Source organism: Mesorhizobium sp. WSM4842, from assembly GCF_055901575.1.
On the sequence record NZ_CM148372.1, the window covers coordinates 1,885,001 to 1,902,408 of the forward strand.

At 62.1% G+C, this 17,408-nt stretch carries 13 protein-coding genes, 1 tRNA gene and 2 rRNA genes (1 of these 16 cut by a window edge); 8 read left to right on the top strand and 8 right to left on the bottom strand.

Annotation, left to right across the window (positions count from 1 at the left end):
- From AC0NIE_RS09040 to AC0NIE_RS09055, 4 genes are all read left to right on the top strand, one after another.
- Positions 1 to 2,523: ribosomal RNA gene (locus AC0NIE_RS09040) — 23S ribosomal RNA — on the top strand (it extends 297 nt beyond the left edge of the window).
- 295 nt (positions 2,524 to 2,818) lie between these two features.
- Positions 2,819 to 2,933 (top strand): 5S ribosomal RNA (rrf, locus tag AC0NIE_RS09045).
- 243 nt (positions 2,934 to 3,176) lie between these two features.
- Positions 3,177 to 3,253: transfer RNA gene (locus AC0NIE_RS09050), tRNA-Met, on the top strand.
- A gap of 135 nt (positions 3,254 to 3,388) precedes the next feature.
- Positions 3,389 to 3,622: a DUF6429 family protein gene (locus AC0NIE_RS09055; RefSeq protein WP_473487792.1), complete on the top strand. Its 234-nt coding sequence runs from the start codon at positions 3,389 to 3,391 to the stop codon at positions 3,620 to 3,622.
- A gap of 183 nt (positions 3,623 to 3,805) precedes the next feature.
- Here AC0NIE_RS09055 and ftsZ read toward each other — a convergent pair whose 3' ends face one another.
- The gene (gene ftsZ, locus AC0NIE_RS09060) at positions 3,806 to 4,813 is read right to left on the bottom strand and encodes a cell division protein FtsZ (protein ID WP_123151630.1); all 1,008 of its coding nucleotides are present in this window, start codon (positions 4,811 to 4,813) and stop codon (positions 3,806 to 3,808) included.
- 263 nt (positions 4,814 to 5,076) lie between these two features.
- On the bottom strand, positions 5,077 to 5,862 hold the full coding sequence (locus AC0NIE_RS09065) for an SDR family NAD(P)-dependent oxidoreductase (protein WP_473487793.1): 786 nt from the start codon (positions 5,860 to 5,862) through the stop codon (positions 5,077 to 5,079).
- 76 nt (positions 5,863 to 5,938) lie between these two features.
- Here AC0NIE_RS09065 and uxuA point away from each other — a divergent pair, with 76 nt between their 5' ends.
- Entirely contained in the window at positions 5,939 to 7,123 is a 1,185-nt protein-coding gene (uxuA, locus tag AC0NIE_RS09070; protein ID WP_473487794.1) for a mannonate dehydratase, read from the top strand.
- 43 nt (positions 7,124 to 7,166) lie between these two features.
- On the opposite strand, the gene AC0NIE_RS09075 is transcribed toward uxuA, so the two are convergent.
- The 6 genes from AC0NIE_RS09075 to AC0NIE_RS09100 form a co-directional block, all read right to left on the bottom strand.
- Positions 7,167 to 8,060 (bottom strand): sugar phosphate isomerase/epimerase family protein, encoded by an 894-nt coding sequence (locus AC0NIE_RS09075; protein WP_473487795.1) that lies wholly within the window; start codon positions 8,058 to 8,060, stop codon positions 7,167 to 7,169.
- 127 nt (positions 8,061 to 8,187) lie between these two features.
- Entirely contained in the window at positions 8,188 to 9,126 is a 939-nt protein-coding gene (locus AC0NIE_RS09080) for an ABC transporter substrate-binding protein (protein ID WP_123151633.1), read from the bottom strand.
- Between the two features lie 78 nt (positions 9,127 to 9,204).
- The gene (locus AC0NIE_RS09085; RefSeq protein WP_095493261.1) at positions 9,205 to 10,203 is read right to left on the bottom strand and encodes an ABC transporter permease subunit; all 999 of its coding nucleotides are present in this window, start codon (positions 10,201 to 10,203) and stop codon (positions 9,205 to 9,207) included.
- On the bottom strand, positions 10,200 to 11,744 hold the full coding sequence (locus AC0NIE_RS09090) for a sugar ABC transporter ATP-binding protein (RefSeq protein WP_473487796.1): 1,545 nt from the start codon (positions 11,742 to 11,744) through the stop codon (positions 10,200 to 10,202). Before AC0NIE_RS09090 ends, AC0NIE_RS09085 begins: the two co-directional genes overlap by 4 nt.
- Entirely contained in the window at positions 11,741 to 13,120 is a 1,380-nt protein-coding gene (locus tag AC0NIE_RS09095) for an FGGY-family carbohydrate kinase (RefSeq protein WP_473487797.1), read from the bottom strand. The genes AC0NIE_RS09090 and AC0NIE_RS09095 overlap by 4 nt, the downstream gene beginning before the upstream one ends.
- On the bottom strand, positions 13,117 to 13,899 hold the full coding sequence (locus tag AC0NIE_RS09100) for a DeoR/GlpR family DNA-binding transcription regulator (protein WP_473487798.1): 783 nt from the start codon (positions 13,897 to 13,899) through the stop codon (positions 13,117 to 13,119). Before AC0NIE_RS09100 ends, AC0NIE_RS09095 begins: the two co-directional genes overlap by 4 nt.
- A 201-nt stretch (positions 13,900 to 14,100) precedes the next feature.
- Between AC0NIE_RS09100 and AC0NIE_RS09105 the strand changes: the two genes are divergently transcribed.
- Genes AC0NIE_RS09105 through AC0NIE_RS09115 form a run of 3 tightly spaced genes read left to right on the top strand, consistent with a single transcriptional unit; the run spans position 14,101 to position 17,283 of the window.
- The gene (locus AC0NIE_RS09105) at positions 14,101 to 15,144 is read left to right on the top strand and encodes a class II aldolase/adducin family protein (protein WP_473487799.1); all 1,044 of its coding nucleotides are present in this window, start codon (positions 14,101 to 14,103) and stop codon (positions 15,142 to 15,144) included.
- A 1-nt stretch (position 15,145) separates the two neighbouring features.
- On the top strand, positions 15,146 to 16,432 hold the full coding sequence (locus AC0NIE_RS09110; RefSeq protein WP_473487800.1) for an FGGY-family carbohydrate kinase: 1,287 nt from the start codon (positions 15,146 to 15,148) through the stop codon (positions 16,430 to 16,432).
- Positions 16,429 to 17,283, top strand: coding sequence for a TIGR01459 family HAD-type hydrolase (locus AC0NIE_RS09115; RefSeq protein ID WP_473487801.1), 855 nt, complete (start codon positions 16,429 to 16,431; stop codon positions 17,281 to 17,283). The genes AC0NIE_RS09110 and AC0NIE_RS09115 overlap by 4 nt, the downstream gene beginning before the upstream one ends.
- The last annotated feature ends 125 nt before the right edge of the window (positions 17,284 to 17,408 follow it).

Genomic DNA, 17,408 nt, shown 5'->3' on the forward strand with positions numbered 1-17,408 from the left:
GACTCCGGCAGTAGTGGCGAGCGAACCCGGACCAGGCCAGTGGCGATGATGAGACAAGCGGAACCTTCTGGAAAGTAGGGCCATAGTGGGTGACAGCCCCGTACGCGTAATGCAAATCATCGTCCTCGAGTAAGGCGGGACACGTGAAATCCTGTCTGAAATTGGGGGGACCACCCTCCAAGCCTAAGTACTCGTGCATGACCGATAGCGAACTAGTACCGTGAGGGAAAGGTGAAAAGCACCCCGACAAGGGGAGTGAAAGAGTACCTGAAACCGATTGCCTACAAACAGTGGGAGTCCAAGGTTCGTCCTGGGTGACCACGTACCTTTTGTATAATGGGTCAGCGACTTAGTGTGACGAGCAAGCTTAAACCGCTAGGTGTAGGCGCAGCGAAAGCGAGTCTGAACAGGGCGTTCAGTTCGTCGCATTAGACCCGAAACCGAGTGATCTAGCCATGAGCAGGTTGAAGGTAAGGTAACACTTACTGGAGGACCGAACCCATAACTGTTGCAATAGTTCGGGATGACTTGTGGCTAGGGGTGAAAGGCCAATCAAACTCGGAAATAGCTGGTTCTCCGCGAAATCTATTTAGGTAGAGCGTCGACCGAATACCCCAGGGGGTAGAGCACTGGATGGGCTAGGGGTCCTCACCGGATTACCAAACCTAACCAAACTCCGAATACCTGGGAGTACTAGTCGGCAGACACACGGCGGGTGCTAACGTCCGTCGTGAAAAGGGAAACAACCCTGACCTACAGCTAAGGTCCCCAAGTTATGGCTAAGTGGGAAAGGATGTGAGGATCCCAAAACAACCAGGATGTTGGCTTAGAAGCAGCCATCATTTAAAGAAAGCGTAACAGCTCACTGGTCTAAATAAGGGTCTTTGCGCCGAAAATGTAACGGGGCTCAAGCCATACACCGAAGCTTAGGGTTCGTGAGCAATCACGAGCGGTAGCGGAGCGTTCTGTAAGCTGATGAAGCCATACCCGTGAGGGGTGGTGGAGGTATCAGAAGTGCGAATGCTGACATGAGTAACGTAAGGGGAGTGAGAGACTCCCCCGCCGAAAGTCCAAGGGTTCCTGCTTAAAGCTAATCTGAGCAGGGTTAGCCGGCCCCTAAGTCGAGGCAGAAATGCGTAGACGATGGGAACCACGTTAATATTCGTGGGCCTGGAGGAAGTGACGGATCATTGAGGTAGTCCAATCTTATCGGATTGAACGGGCTGCTGCGTGGTTCCAGGAAATAGCTCCTCCTTATAGACCGTACCCGAAACCGACACTGGTGGACTGGTAGAGTATACCAAGGCGCTTGAGAGAACTATGCTGAAGGAACTCGGCAAATTGCACGCGTAACTTCGGAAGAAGCGTGACCCTTTTCCACGCAAGTGGAGGAGGGTGGCACAGACCAGGGGGTAGCGACTGTTTATCAAAAACACAGGGCTCTGCGAAGTCGCAAGACGACGTATAGGGTCTGACGCCTGCCCGGTGCTGGAAGGTTAAGAGGAGGGGTGCAAGCTCTGAATCGAAGCCCCAGTAAACGGCGGCCGTAACTATAACGGTCCTAAGGTAGCGAAATTCCTTGTCGGGTAAGTTCCGACCTGCACGAATGGCGTAACGACTTCCCCGCTGTCTCCAGCATAGACTCAGTGAAATTGAATTCCCCGTGAAGATGCGGGGTTCCTGCGGTTAGACGGAAAGACCCCGTGCACCTTTACTATAGCTTTACATTGGCATTCGTAGTGGCATGTGTAGGATAGGTGGTAGGCTTTGAAACCTGGGCGCCAGCTCAGGTGGAGCCACCCTTGAAATACCACCCTTATCACTATGGATGTCTAACCGCGGCCCGTTATCCGGGTCCGGGACAATGTATGGTGGGTAGTTTGACTGGGGCGGTCGCCTCCTAAAGAGTAACGGAGGCGCGCGATGGTGGGCTCAGAACGGTCGGAAATCGTTCGCTGAGTGCAATGGCATAAGCCTGCCTGACTGCGAGACTGACAAGTCGAGCAGAGACGAAAGTCGGTCATAGTGATCCGGTGGTCCCGCGTGGAAGGGCCATCGCTCAACGGATAAAAGGTACGCCGGGGATAACAGGCTGATGACCCCCAAGAGTCCATATCGACGGGGTTGTTTGGCACCTCGATGTCGACTCATCGCATCCTGGGGCTGGAGCAGGTCCCAAGGGTATGGCTGTTCGCCATTTAAAGCGGTACGTGAGTTGGGTTCAGAACGTCGTGAGACAGTTCGGTCCCTATCTGCCGTGGGTGTAGGAATATTGAAAGGATCTGTCCCTAGTACGAGAGGACCGGGATGGACGGATCTCTGGTGGACCTGTTGTGGCGCCAGCCGCATAGCAGGGTAGCTATATCCGGACGGGATAACCGCTGAAGGCATCTAAGCGGGAAACCCACCTTAAAACGAGTATTCCCTGAGAACCGTGGAAGACGACCACGTTGATAGGCCGGGTGTGGAAGAGCGGCAACGCTTGAAGCTTACCGGTACTAATAGTTCGATCGGCTTGATCGTTCTCATTCCTTATGCCCATCGCCAGCGCAATCCTTCGGATTGCGCCGAGATGGTCTGTTCTCACTCACGCTTGTTCCGCCCTGCGGGCGGCGCTACGTGGGTGCGGCGCATCGGCGCCGACGGTCGGTCGACCTTGCGAAGCTTCGCTTCGAAAGGCGCCAAGACCAAAAGAACGGTAAAGGCACACATAAGACCAGCGAACAGCTCAGAGAGAGCAGAAAATAGGGTTCCCTATTCGCTACTCACTATTGGCTATTCGCTCAAAAAGCTTCTCGAGCAACGTGCGCTTTGCCGACCTGGTGGTTATGGCGGAGCGGCTGCACCCGATCCCATTCCGAACTCGGCCGTGAAACGCTCCAGCGCTGATGGTACTTCGTCTCAAGACGCGGGAGAGTAGGTCGCTGCCAGGTCTGCAAAACGCACGTCGCAAAAATCCAAATCTTCTCTCTACCAAAAGGCCCGCCAAACGGGAGCTCGGGCCGCGCAAGCGGCCCTTTCATTTGGCGAAACTTGTACCTAAGTAAAGCGCTGACTTGCTTGAAAAGTTGACGCGGGGTGGAGCAGCGCCCCGTCCGCCCGCAAAGGCCGAAGGCCTCGAGGACGGACAAACCAAAAAGTCCGGGCTGCCCGGCCGGCATTCGCCGTCAAGTTGACGCGGGGTGGAGCAGCCCGGTAGCTCGTCAGGCTCATAACCTGAAGGTCACAGGTTCAAATCCTGTCCCCGCAACCAAATACACAAAACGGCCCGCCTCAGTGCGGGCCGTTTTGCGTTTGCGGCCTGGCGCGGCCAGTTTTTGATGCTCGTCAAGTTACCCGATGGTGTGGGTCTCGGCAGGCGCCGTCTTCCCGTGTTAAACTGCCTGGCATGGAGATGGACACCGACAAGATCGACAATGCCGTTCTGGGGCTGCTTTGGCCAACGCTGCATGAAGAGAGGCGCGCCTGGAAGGGATTGGATTGGGATGCTCTGGATCGCTTGCACCAGAAGGGGCTGATCGCCAACCCAGCGATCAAGGCGAAGTCGGTAGTTCTGACAGATGAAGTCCTGCGACGTGCCGAGGAGCTGTTCCGCACCCTGTTCACGCGGCCGGCGCCGTGAGCGCTGGCTGGCGTTCCAATTCGACAGCAAGAGTCGCGCAGGCAAAACCGACAACTTGCTCCGCAGGCTCATCCCGCAACAATTGCGGTTGGGCGTTCCGCCCGACCACCGTCTGGCGGCGGTGTCCGGAGCGGCGGACTTTCAAGTCGAATTGCTACCGCCGGCGCTGCCATGGCGCCTGGTTCAGTTGATACGGTTTTCCAACCCCACCGTCAGCGGAATCTCAAGCCCCCGCCGCAATCCCGTCGCAACGACCGACACCCTGAATTTTCCTGCGAGCGCCTTGTCGAAAATGGCGCCGACGATGATGTCGGCATCGGCGTCGACCTCCTCGCGTATACGGGTGGCGGCTTCGTCGACCTCGAACAGCGTCATGTCAGTGCCGCCCGATATCGAGACGAGGACGCCCTTGGCGCCCATCATGGAGGCTTCGTCGAGAAGCGGGTTTGCGATCGCCGCTTCGGCTGCCTTCCTGGCGCGGTCCTCCCCGGTGGCTTCGCCGGTCCCCATCATCGCGCGACCCATATCGCGCATCACCGACTTCACATCGGCAAAGTCGAGATTGATCAGGCCTTCCTTGACGATGAGATCGGTGATGCAGCCGACGCCAGCGTAGAGAACGCGGTCCGCCATCGCGAAAGCGTCCGCGAAGGTCGTCCTGGCATCGGCGATCCTGAAAAGGTTCTGGTTCGGTATGACGATGACGGTATCGGCGCTTTCGCGCAGCCGCTCGATGCCCTCATTGGCGGCATGCATTCGGCGGTTTCCTTCGAAGACGAACGGCTTGGTGACGACGGCCACGGTCAGTATTCCCGCGTTGCGCGCGGCCTGCGCTATGACCGGTGCTGCACCGGTTCCAGTTCCGCCTCCCATGCCCGCGGTCACGAAGCACATATGCGTTCCCGCGAGATGATCCATGATTTCGTCGATCGATTCGACGGCCGCGGCATGGCCGACATCGGGTAGGGAGCCTGCACCCAAGCCTTCCGTGACGTGCGCTCCCAATTGGATCAGCCGCGTTGCCTTCGACATGGTGAGCGCCTGGGCATCGGTGTTGGCAACGATAAATTCGGTGCCCTGCAAGCCTTCGGCGATCATGTTGTTGATGGCGTTGCCGCCACCGCCGCCAACCCCGATGACGGATATTTTGGGCCTCATCTCCGAGATTGCCGGCCTCGTTGCAGTGTTCATTTGCCGTCTCTCCCCTTGAATGCGCAAGCGCAGCGGTCGGTGGAAGGCTTGTTCCCGGCGCACTGCAAAGACTTTGGACAGTGCGCGAATCAGGACAGCCGAGCGTGACCAAGGGAATCAGACGGTTGAACCGGCTGCAAGTGCACTATTCGCGCTCGCGCATGTTATGCGCTGTTGGTTCGCCGTCGGTGCTACGTGTGGCGGCTGCCCGAATATCGTCCGATGACAACGTCTCCCGTAAAGCCGAGACCGATTTTCCCGTTCTACTTCACGCCGATGCCGGCAGTCAGGCCGCCATCGATCCTGTAGTCCGCGCCGGTGCAGAACCCGGCTTTCGACGAACACAGAAAGGCGATGAGTTCCGCCACTTCCTCCGGCTCGCCGATGCGCCCGATGGGGTGCGCTTCGCCGAAGCGCTTGTAGGCGGCCTCGACATCGGCGTCGGTGCCGTTTTCGCCGCGCGCCGCCTTTTCCAGGATCGGGGTGCGGATCGAGCCCGGGCTGACGGAATTGACGCGAATGCCAGAGCGCGCGTGGTCGAGCGCCAGAGCGCGCGTCAATGTGTGGATGGCGCCCTTGGTCGTGGCATAGGCGGCGACGTTCTGCTGGCAGGCGAAACCTTGCACCGAAGCCACGTTGACGATGGCGCCGCCGCCTCGCCTGAGCATTTCCGGAATACCGAAATGCGCGGTCAGGTAGATCGAGCCGACATTGACGGACATCGCCCGGTTCCAGATGTCGAAATCGGTGCTCACAGCGGTGCCGTACGGATGGACTGCCGCGGAATTGACGATAATATCGAGGCCGCCGAACCGCTCGACACCGGCTGCGACCGCGTCGCGGACCTGATCCGGCACGGAGACGTCGACGGTCATGACCAGCGCCCCAGCGCCGGAGCTGTCCAGTTCCGCTGTCATCGCCGCGTTGGCCGCGCGATCGATGCCGCAGGCGATGATCGCCGCGCCGCCCGCAGCAAGACGTCTGGCGGTCGCCAGGCCGATCCCGGTCGTCCCCGTCACCAGAGCGATCTTGCCGTCGAAATCCTTCATTGCGCAAACTCCTTTAATTTGACTTCCATTGTGGCCCAACAATACGGTTCTGTTTTATCGCAAAGGGAAAGCCTCGATGGAACAGTGTTGGCGCTGGTATGGCCCGAACGACCCGGTGACGCTCGATCATGTCAAGCAGGCCGGAGCCACGGGCGTCGTGTCCGCCCTGCATAATATCTACGACGGCCGCGCCTGGCCTTTGACGGACATCCTGGAGCGCCAGCGGATCATCGAGGCCGAAGGGCTGACCTGGTCGGTCGTGGAGAGCATTCCCGTCCACAATTCGATCAAGATCGGCTCGGCGGAAAGGCTTCGCTATGTCGGCTGGTACAAGGACACGATCCGTGCGCTCGCCAAGGCTGGCATTGCGACGATCTGCTATAATTTCATGCCGGTGGTCGACTGGACCCGCACCGACCTTGCATATCGGCTTCCAACGACGGGCTACGCCCTGCGTTTCGATGCGATCGATTTTGCCGCATACGACATTTTCGTCCTGAAGCGCAGGAATGCCGAAGCCAGCTACAGCGCGGCACGTGTCGCCGAAGCGGAATCGCGACTGAAGGAACTGAGCGACGAGCAGATCGACAGGATCGAGCGCAATCTCATTGCCGGCCTGCCGGCGACCGAGCGCAGCTACGACCGTGATAGTTTTCGCGAGGCATTGGCGGAATATGACTCGATCGGGCCGAAGGAGTTGCGCGACAATCTTGCCTGGTTTTTGCGCGAGATCATTCCGGTGGTCGAGCAGGAGGGAGTGCGCATGTGCATCCATCCCGACGACCCGCCATTCTCGCTCTATGGCTTGCCACGGATCGTTTCGACTGCCGAGGACGCGCGTTTCATCCTCAACGCCGTCGACAGCCCGGCGAACGGCCTGACATTCTGCACCGGCTCCTATGGTACGCGCGCCGACAACGACATTGTCGGCATGGTCAAGGAATTCGCCGACCGGATCCATTTCGTCCATCTGCGCAATGTAACCATCGAGGATGACGGCTCCTTCTATGAAGCCGAGCACCTGGAGGGCGGCACCGACATGGCGCATGTCATCCTCGCTTTGATGCAGGAAGAGACACGTCGCCGTAGGGAAGGTCGCGCCGATTGGCGGATTCCCATGCGACCCGATCATGGCCATCTGCTTGCCGACGATATCGGCAAGACCAGGATCAACCCCGGCTACTCGTTGATCGGCCGCCTGAAAGGCCTCGCCGAACTGCGTGGCATCATGCGCGCTGTGGAACGTTTTGAGCTGGCCTGAGGATCGCAAACAGGAAGGCCCGGGCGATCAACATCGGCTGGTGCTAAGGTCGATGGCTTGATGAAACAAGCTCGGCCTTGCGCCGTGCCGTCTCCAACCCGATGGCGATGAAGCGGCGCGCATGCCGGGCCAGTTCCATATTGTCGGTCCACAGATTGCGCCAGATGGCGGTTTTCTTCGACAGGTTCTCGTCGACGATCTCGGACGAGAAGGATTCGAAACTGAGGTCGTCGCTATAGCCGATTGCGGTCAACGCATCGAAGATCGCGGCAAAGTCGATGTTGCCGGTGCCGAGGAAGCCGCGATGGCTCTCGCCGATATGGACATAGCCGATCTTGTCAGCCGCATGGCGGATGGCCAGCCCGATATCGGCCTCCTCGATGTTCATGTGGAAAGTGTCGAGATGCAGGAAGATGTTGTCGGAACCGGTGTCCTCGATGAACGCCAGCCCTTGCGCGGCGGTGTTGAGCAGATTGCTCTCGAAGCGGTTGACGATCTCGAGGTTGAGCGTAACGCCGGCGGCTTTGGCGGTCTCCGCGACCTTGGCAAGCGTTCCGGCGCTGCGGTTCCATTGATCGCGTGTCGGCGCCTGCGCCTGCAATCCATGGCTGGTGCTGAGGATGCCGGCGACCTTCTGGCCGCCGAGATCGCGGGTGAGCGCGATCGTGCGTTTCAGGATTTCGACGCCATGCGCGGCAATCGCCTTGTCGGCGCTTGAAATGTCGCCGTCGGCCGGTAGTCCGATGCTGATCGCCACGCCGAGATCGAGCTCGGCGATGCGCCTGGCCAGTCCGCCAATATCGACATTGGCAGGGTCGAGATAGGAGAATTCGATCAGGTCGAAGCCGGCCTCTTTGGTGTTGGCCAGCGTCCGCTCGAGGTCGCCTTGCACCGAGCTCGCCGACCAGACAAAAGAATGGATTCCAATGCGCGACATGATCGTCTCCTGCTGGTCGAGAGCATCGGACCCAAAAGTGGAAACCGGTTTTGGGAAAATCCGATGCTCAAACAAAAAAACGGTGCGACCGGTCGTCCCGGCCGCACCAGCCTTGGGAGGCTCTAAGCTAGCGGGCCGCGGTCCAGCCCTTGTAGTCCTTCAGATTCTCTGCCGTGATCAGCTGCGGGTCGAGCAGCACCGTCGCCTCGGCCGGCTTTTTGCCGGCAAGCACTTCGGCTGCCATCTGCAGCGACTGGCCAGCCATGACGTAAGGATCCTGCGAGGCCGAGGCCTTGATCATCGACGTGCCGGAAGAGAGTTCCTTCTCGATATCGGGCGCGCCGTCGACCGCGGTGAAGATGAACTCCGAGCGGTTGAGCTGCTTGGCCGCAAGTTGGGCGCCGATCGCCGTCGGATCATTGATGGCGAATACCGCATCGATCTTGTCGAAACGGGTCAGCAGCGACTGGAACACTTTTAGGCCGCCGTCGCGCGAGCCTTCGGCATTCTGGTCGTCGGAGAGGATCTTGATATCCGGGTGCTTCGCAAGCACGTCCTTGCAGCCCTTCACCCGCTCCAGGATCGACGACGATGCAGGGCCGTTCAGGATGACATAGTCACCTTTGCCACCGGTTTGGTCGACGAGGTACTGGCAGGCCGCTTCGCCGGCCTTGACGTTGTTGGTCATCACGGTGACGTCGGCGCCTGGCGCCGAGACGTCGAACGCGGCAACAACGATGCCCGCCGCTTGCGCCTTCTTAACCGCTGGTGCGATGGCCTTAGCATCGACGGCGTTGAGCATGATCACGTCGACGCCGGCCGCGATGAAGGAGTCGACCTGCGAGACCTGCTTGTTGAGGTCGTAGTCGGCCGACACCGACGTCACCTCGACATTGGGATTGATCTTTCTGGCCGCGTCTTCGATGCCCTTGATGGTGGCGACGAAGAACGGGTTGCCGAGCAGGCCGACCGATATGCCGACCTTGTTCAGATCCTTGGCCGAAGCCGGTGCGATGGCGACGGCCGCGAGGGCAACGCCGCAGAGCAGTTTAGCGATGGTCTTCATTGTTTTCCTCCTGATGCCCCGCGCCTCTCACGGTGCGTTACATGAAACCGGGTCGTTGACGCCGGCGACTAAGGTCAATCACGTTCTTGCTCCTGCCTGGAGCCTGTAGCGGTCGAGGGCGACCGCCACGATGATGACCAATCCCTTGATGATGTACTGCCAGATGTCGGAAACACCGGCCAGGATGAGCCCGTTGGAGAGCACCGCTATGATCAGGCCGCCGATCAGCGTGCCCCAGATCGAGCCGACGCCGCCGACGAAGCTGGTGCCGCCGAGAATGACCGCGGCAATGGCGTCGAGTTCGTAGGACTGCCCAAGCTGCAGCCCGTTGGCGGCATAGAGCCGGGCCGCCGACATGGCGCCGCCAAGACCGGCCAGAAGGCCTGAAACGCCATAGACGAAGAGCAGCACCAGCGGCACCTTGATGCCGGTGAGGCGGGCGGCCTCGGCATTGCCGCCGACGGCATAGATCCAGGTGCCGAGCACGGTGCGTTTGAGCACCAGCCAGGACAGCACCACGACCGACAGAGCAATGATGACCAGCCAGGGAATGCCGAACAGCGAACCGTTGCCGATGAAGTCGAACGGCAGGTCCGAGTTGAACACCGTGGTGTCCTGGCCGAGCAGGCGGGCGACGCCGCGCACGGCGGTCAGCGAACCCAGCGTAACGATGAAGGGCGGCAGCTTGATATAGGCGACGAGCAGCCCGTTGATGACGCCGAAGCCGAGGCCGACCAGAATGGCCGCCGGCACGCCGAGCATGCCCCACTCCGGCACCAGCGACACCATCACCGCCACCATCGCCGATGCGGCAAGGATGGAGCCGACGGACAGGTCGATGCCTCCGGTCAGGATGACGAAGGTCATGCCGGCCGCAAGGACGATGTTGATCGACGACTGCTGCGTGACGATCAACAGGTTGGTCTCGGTGAGGAAGCGCGGGTTCATGATCTGGAAGCCGGCCGCCAAAAGGATCAGAACCGGCAGCATGCCAAGGGCGGCGAAGGCGGTGCGCAGCCGCCGGCTTCTGCCGACGGCCTGGTCGCCCGCGCTCATCTCGGTTGCCTTGTCGGTCATCCCTTGGCCGCTCCCGTTGCAAGTTCCATGATTGCCTCCTGACTGAGCGGCTGGCCTTCGGATGCCGTCACCTCGCCAGCGATAGTGCCGTCGCGCATCACCAGCACGCGGTCGGCGACGCCGATCACCTCCGGCAGTTCGCTGGAGATCATCAGGATGGCGATGCCCTTCTTGGCGAGATCGTCGATCAGCCGGTAGATTTCCGACTTCGCCCCGACATCGACGCCGCGGGTCGGTTCGTCGAGGATGAGGACCCGCGGTTCGGTTTCGAGCAGGCGGGCGAGCAGCACCTTCTGCTGGTTGCCGCCCGACAGCGAGCCGGCATTGGCCTGCACCGACCTGGTGCGGATGGAGAGGTCGGAAACGGCCTTGGCGGCGCGCTTTTCGGCCGTCGCGAAGTCGCGCAAGCCTCCGGCCTGCGCATCCCTGGCGAGCACGCCCATGCTGATATTGTCGGAAATCGACATGTCGAGGAACAGGCCGAGTTCCTTCCGGTCTTCGGTAAGATAGGCAATGCCGGCGTCCAGCGCCTCGCGCGGCGAGCCGATGGCTATCGGCTTGCCGTCGAGTTCCAACGTGCCTGACGTGTGCCTGTCGGCGCCGAAGATCAGCCGTACGAGCTCGGTGCGGCCCGAACCGACAAGGCCGGCCAGCGCCAGCACTTCGCCCTTGTGCAGGTCGAAGGAACAGTCCTTCAGGAGATTGCCATCCGACATGTCGCGCACCGACAATGCGATCGCTCGGTTGCTGTCCGGCGGGCGGTGATCCTTTCTGTAGAAGGCGGACAGGTCGCGGCCGACCATCATCGAAACGAGGCGCGAGGCGTTCAGATCGGCGCGATCGAGCGTGCCGACATAGCCGCTGTCGCGGAGCACGCTGACGCGGTCGGCAAGCTGGTAGACCTCTTCCATGCGGTGGCTGATGTAGATGATGGCGATGCCCTGCGACTTCAGCGTCGCAATCACCTCGAACAGCCTGTCAGTCTCGCGCGAGGTCAGCGAGGTCGTCGGTTCGTCCATGACGATGATGCGCGCGCTGGTCGACAGCGCGCGGGCGATTTCGACCATCTGGCGTTCGCCAAGCGACAGGCTGGAGACCGAGGCGCGCGCCGGGAAGGAAACGCCGAGCCGCGCGACGATTTCCTTGGCGCGCCGGTTGCGCTGGTCGCGGTCGACGATGCCGAACCGTCTCGGCTCGTTGCCGAGGAAGATGTTCTGGGCGACCGTCAGGTTGGGCGCCAGCGACAGCTCCTGATAAATGACGGCAATGCCGTTGGCGCGTGCCTTGATCGGGTCGCCGGTGGCGACTGGTATGCCATCGATCAGAATCTCGCCGCCGGGATCTGGCCGATAGGCGCCGGACAGCACCTTCATCAGCGTCGACTTGCCGGCGCCGTTTTCGCCCATCAGCGCGTGCAGTTCGCCGGCGTGGACGGTCAGTGACACATCCTGCAAGGCGCGGATCGGGCCGAACGTCTTGGAGATGTGCCGCATCTCCAGCACCGACTGGCGCACTGTTTCGATTCGGGCGGCGGCGGTCATCGCGTGCCTCCCGCTGCTGCACCAACGATGCCTCGGTCGGCGGAAAGGCCGCGCCAGCTGTCGCGATAGAAGGCAAGCCCGGTGAGGCTTGAAGCACGAACAGGCTCCGGCGCCTCGGCGGCAAATTCGCGTCCAACACTCTCGAAGGCGAGAGCCGCCGCTCCAGTGGCGCTGCCCTCCAGCGTGGCGCCTTGCATGAACGCTTGGCCGGGACGCAGCTGCGCCAGCAGGCTGGCGAGCAGGCCGCCGCTGTTCAGCCCGCCATCGACGATTATGGTGTTGTTCGAATGGATCAGGTCGAGACACAGATCGACCATCAGCGCGACGTAGAGCAGCGCCACGGCCGCGCGTTCCTCCGCTGTGGGTGTGCGCCCGACCAGTTCGCCGGGATGGCCAGGCATCGGCCCACCTGGCGCGAAGCTCGGTAGCGCCATGATGCCGGCGTCGATCACCTGCTGTACTGTGGAGCGGTCGATTGCCCCCTGCCAGCCGGCGCTGATCGTCGCGAATTCACGGCCGCCCATGAAGCGGATGGTCGGCACCGGGCCACCGTCGACATCGACATTGACCAGCATGTCGCGATCGCGATCGAGCGCGTCGAGCGGGCAGTCCGGATTGAGCACGACGACCCAGGTGCCGGTCGAGACGACGGTGACCGGGCCAAGCTCCTGCCGGCGATAGGCATGGAGCGCCGCATTGCTGTCATGGACACCGTTGTGAATGGCGATCGGCCGTGTCGCCCCGCCAAAGCGATGCTCGCCGATCACCGCGCCGGCACGTTCGAAGGCGGGCATCTGGCCGCGCCATCCTTCGGCGTCAACCAGCGAGGAGAAATCGCGCTTGCGCGGCGCCCACAGATGCGAGTGGCAGCCGAGATAGGACACCTCCGACACCGCCCGGCCACCAAAGCGCCAGCTCCAGTATTGGGGATAACCGAGGATCGATTTGGCGGCGGCGAACACGCCTGGTTGCACCGTCTTCAGCCACAGCATGTGGCGACCATAGTTGAAGCCGAGCGGCAGGCGCGGCGAGAAGGTCTCGGCGAAATCCGGAATGCGGCGATCGATCTGCGCGGCAATCTCGGCCGGTGGCTCCTGCTCGTAGTCGAGGATCGGATGCGTCAGCGCCGCATCGTCGACCAAGGCAAAGGTGCAGCCATGGCCCGAAACCATCAATCCTTCCACACCATGATTGTCGACCGCTTCGCCGACGGCGCGAGCCGCCCAATCGTGAAGCGCTGCTTCGTCGAGCACGCTGAAGCCGCCTTCGCGCGTCCAGTTCGGCTGGGTCCGGCGCTCACCCAGAATCTGCCCGTCCTGACCGAAGACGAACAGCTTCGAGTTGGTCTTGCCGAAGTCGAGGACGGCCACCTTCACTGGACGGCTCCCGAGGCAGAGGCGATCCGCACCATGACGCCGGCGTTTTCGAGCATGCGTGCGTCGGCATCGGAAAGACCGTCGTCGGTCACCAGCGTGCCGATGCGCGACAAGGGCAGCGCGACGTTGCGCGCGTGGATCGACAGTTTGCGGCTGTCGGCCAGCACCACGATCTGGTCGGCGCATAGGCTGAGTTCGACGATGGAGCGGACCAGCAGCGGATGCGATTCCAGCACGCCCTCCGGGCTGATGCCTTGCGCGCCAAGAAAGAACTTCGATGCGTAGAAAGGCACCGTCTGGGTGAGCGAATGAATGATGCCAGGCTCGCGATGAAGTTCACCCCCGGCAACGGTTAGGCTACAATGGCCGTGGTCGCTCAAATAGGCGATGAGCGGCATCGAATTGGTGTAGAGCCGGATGTTGCGGTCGGCGAGTTTGGCGCCGAGATGGAAACAGGTCGAACCGCCATGCACGATGACGGCGTCGCCATCGCGCACCATGGTCGCAGCGAGAGCGGCGATCTGCCGCTTGGCTTCGACCGCGAGATCGCGGTTCTCGTCGTAAGGCCTGGCAAAGGCGACACCCGCCTGCGAAGCGCCATCGAGCGCCGAGATGCCGCCGTAGACCTTCCGTGCTTCGCCGGCCTCGTCGATCTTGTCGATGTCGCGCCGCACCGTCGCAGCCGACACGCCGAGCCGCTCCTGCAGCTCGCGCACCGAGGCGAAGGGGCGATCCCGCAACAAGTCTACGATCTGACGCTGGCGGCCGGAGTCGCTCAACGGATACCCTCCCGAAATGCCATTTTGCCACGGCAATTGGTGAAACTTACTCAACGCGGATCAGATTGCAAGCTAGATTTGATGGGATAAGATCACCATTGACGTAACTTACTCGCATCTGCGATACCAACGTCATTCGTTATCCCAGCTACGGGGATCCAAAGCCGTGGCTACGCGGCCGGTTTGTTGAAAGGAGTTTCGATGGCAATCAATGCGGATGCGCAGGAACTGGCCGCTTTGCGGTCGCTTTCGGCCAGCATCGGGCGCGACCCGCATTTGACCCAGGCCGCGGGCGGCAACACTTCGCTGAAAGCCGGAGACACGCTCTGGATCAAGGCTTCGGGTACCTGGCTGAAGAATGCGCTCGCCGAAGACATCATGGTTCCCGTGGCGATCCCCCCGCTGCTCAGGGCTGTCGAACAGCGCGACCCGGCCGCCGATCAGCCACAGGCGTTCGCCATCCAGGCGCTCAACATCCGCAAGCTGCGACCCTCGATCGAGACCACGGTTCACGCGCTGATGCCGCAGCGCGTCGTTCTGCATGTCCACTGCGTCGACACCATTTCGCTTGCCGTGCAGGCCGACTGCGAGGCTCAAATCGCCAAGCGCCTGGATGGCCTCGAATGGGCGTATGTCCGTTATCTCCGGCCGGGCCTGCCGCTCGCCCAGGGCATTGCCGAGCGCCTTCGGCCTGGGGTCGATGTGCTGATCCTTGCCAATCACGGCCTGGTGGTCGCAGCCGAGACCGTGGCCGGCGCCGAGGCGCTGCTGCGCCGCGTCACGGGGCTGCTGGCGCGGCCGCCACGCGAGGTGGCGGAGCCAGACATCGCGGCATTGACGGCGCTCATCGGACGCACCGGTTACAGGTTGCCGGCGGATGTCGAAGCGCATGCCGTCGCGATCGATCCTGAAAGCTGCCGCATGGCGTCGGGGGGCAGCCTCTATCCCGATCACGTCATCTTTCTCGGCAAGGGTTCGGTCGTGGCGCGGCCTGGCGAGGACGTTCTGCGCGTCATCGAACGGTGCGGCACGGCACCGGTGGCGATCCTGTTTCCCGGGCTTGGCGTGCTGATGCGCGGCGACGCCAGTCCCGGCGCCGATGCCATGCAACGCTGCCTTGCCGACGTGACGGCGCGGGTCGACGTCGCGGCGAAGCTGAATTATCTGACCGCCGCCGAGAACGACGAACTGATCAACTGGGACGCCGAGCAGTATCGCCAGAAACTCAATGCAGCTGGCGGCTGACATGGCGCGTCCAATTGGCCCCCTTTCGATCGGCATCGACATCGGCACATCAGGCGCCCGCGCCGTCGCCATGCGCCCGGATTTTTCGATTGCCGCGCGTTCCGCCGTTCCACTCGACAGATTTGGCCAGAACGCCCGCGACCCCTCGGTGTGGTGGTCAGCGGTGGGCGCGGCGCTGGCGGAACTGCTTTCGGGCATCGATCGTGCGGCGGTCCGGTCGATCGCCGTCGACGGCACTTCGGGCACGCTGCTGCCGGTCGACGGCGCCGGGCGGCCGCTGGCCGAGCCGTTGATGTACAACGACAAGGTCGACGACGACGCCATTCTGGCGGTGATCGCGCGCGAGGCGCCGGCCGCGAGCGCAGCACGTGGGGCGACGTCAGGTCTCGCCAAGGCGCTGTCATACCAGCGCCTGTCTGGCGTTGCCGCGGTGCTGCATCAGGCCGACTGGATCGCGGCACAGTTCTCTGGCCGCTTCGACACCAGCGACGAGAACAATGCCCTGAAAACCGGCTACGACGTCGAGGCGCGCCGCTGGCCGGACTGGATCGCGGCGACCGGCATGCGCATGGAACTCCTGCCTGATGTCGTCAGGCCGGGCGATGTCACGGGAACGCTCACCTCGAGCACAGCGGACCTGTTCGGCCTGGCGCACGACGTCGCCGTGGCCGCCGGCACGACCGATGGCTGCGCGTCGTTCCTGGCGACGGGCGCTGCGGCAGTTGGCGACGGCGTCACCGCGCTGGGGTCCTCGCTGACCCTCAAAATCCTCTCCGACCGGCCGATCTCGGCGCCGCAGTTCGGCATCTACAGCCATCGGTTGGGAGATGCCTATCTGGCGGGTGGTGCGTCGAATTCGGGGGGCAAGGTGCTGGCGCAGCATTTCTCGCTCGGGCGTATCATCGAGCTGAGTGCGGCCATAGACCCCATGACGGAGACCGGCCTCGACTATTATCCGCTTCCCGCGGTCGGCGAACGCTTTCCGATCGCCGACCCTGCTCTGCCGCCACGTCTGACGCCGCGGCCTGCTGACGACGCAGACTATCTGAAAGCGATGTTGGAGGGCATTGCCGAGATCGAGGCGCTCGGCTATCGCCGGCTTGCCGAGCTCGGCGCGCCTCGCCTGCTCTCGGTGAGAAGTGTCGGCGGCGGTGCGGCAAATCCCGCCTGGACCGCGATCCGGCAGCGCAAGCTGGGGGTCGGTTTTCTGCCGGCGCGTTCGGATGAGGCGGCCGCCGGCACGGCGCGGCTGGCGCTGATGGGCGCAATCGAAGCGGGGCTTTTGTGAGCACGAAAACGGTTGAACATCTCGACGGCATCGCGGCGCTGGTTGAGCGCTATCAGGTGTTCCTGCTCGATCAGTTCGGCGTGCTGCACGATGGTACGAACCCCTATCCGGGCGCTGTGGAGGCATTGTCGGCGCTGAAGCGAGCAGGCAGGACGATCGTGCTGGTCTCGAACTCCGGCAGGCGGGCGCGGCCCAATGAGGCCCGGTTGCTGAAGCTCGGCTTCCAACCAGGAAGCTGGGATCAATTTGTCTCTTCCGGCGAGATCGCGTGGCGGTCCTTTCACGAAATGGCGGTATCCGGAACGCTGCGCCCAAACACAAAGTGCCTGCTGATCAGCCGCGAAGGCGACCGCTCGGCGATTGAAGGCCTGCCTTTCACGTTGACCGGGGACGGCGACGATGCCGAGCTGGTGCTGATCGCCGCCAGCGAGGGCGATCGCTACGACATCGACCATTATCGCAGACTATTTGCACCGGCAGCGATGCGGCAGGTGCCGTGCTTCTGCACCAATCCCGACAAGATCATGCTGACGGCAGTGGGGCCTCGCTTTGGCGCCGGTCAGCTTGCGGATCTCTACGAGAGCTTCGGCGGCAGCGTCACCCGCATCGGCAAGCCCTACGCCCCGATCTTCGACGCCGCGCTGGCGCTGGCGGGCAACCCGGACCGCAGCAGCGTGGTCTGTGTCGGCGACAGCGTCGAACACGATATCGCTGGTGGAATTGGTGCCGGCGTGGCGACTGCGCTGGTCTTGTCCGGAATATTGGCGGATACCCCTGACCTGGCCGACCTTTTCGACAGTCTGGACGCCTACCCCGATTACACTACGGAGATTTTCAAATTCGCAGATTGAGATGGGCTGCTTCCGAGGGTTGAGCGCTGCCATGGTGATCGTTTCGTCGTTCGTGCTGCTTTTCGTGGCGCAGCCCTTTGGCTCCTGTTGCCAGTTCACATCTGGTTGGTCAGAGGCTATTGAAC

Bases quoted from the DNA above. Each gene is read 5' to 3' on its own strand.
- ftsZ (WP_123151630.1), bottom strand. From the start codon at position 4,813: ATGAACACTGCAACGAGGCCGGCAATCTCGGAGATGAGGCCCAAAATA.
- AC0NIE_RS09080 (WP_123151633.1), bottom strand. From the start codon at position 9,126: ATGAAGACCATCGCTAAACTGCTCTGCGGCGTTGCCCTCGCGGCCGTC.
- AC0NIE_RS09105 (WP_473487799.1), top strand. From the start codon at position 14,101: ATGGCAATCAATGCGGATGCGCAGGAACTGGCCGCTTTGCGGTCGCTT.
- AC0NIE_RS09055 (WP_473487792.1), top strand. From the start codon at position 3,389: ATGGAGATGGACACCGACAAGATCGACAATGCCGTTCTGGGGCTGCTT.
- AC0NIE_RS09090 (WP_473487796.1), bottom strand. From the start codon at position 11,744: ATGACCGCCGCCGCCCGAATCGAAACAGTGCGCCAGTCGGTGCTGGAG.
- AC0NIE_RS09065 (WP_473487793.1), bottom strand. From the start codon at position 5,862: ATGAAGGATTTCGACGGCAAGATCGCTCTGGTGACGGGGACGACCGGG.
- AC0NIE_RS09110 (WP_473487800.1), top strand. From the start codon at position 15,146: ATGGCGCGTCCAATTGGCCCCCTTTCGATCGGCATCGACATCGGCACA.
- AC0NIE_RS09075 (WP_473487795.1), bottom strand. From the start codon at position 8,060: ATGTCGCGCATTGGAATCCATTCTTTTGTCTGGTCGGCGAGCTCGGTG.
- uxuA (WP_473487794.1), top strand. From the start codon at position 5,939: ATGGAACAGTGTTGGCGCTGGTATGGCCCGAACGACCCGGTGACGCTC.
- AC0NIE_RS09085 (WP_095493261.1), bottom strand. From the start codon at position 10,203: ATGACCGACAAGGCAACCGAGATGAGCGCGGGCGACCAGGCCGTCGGC.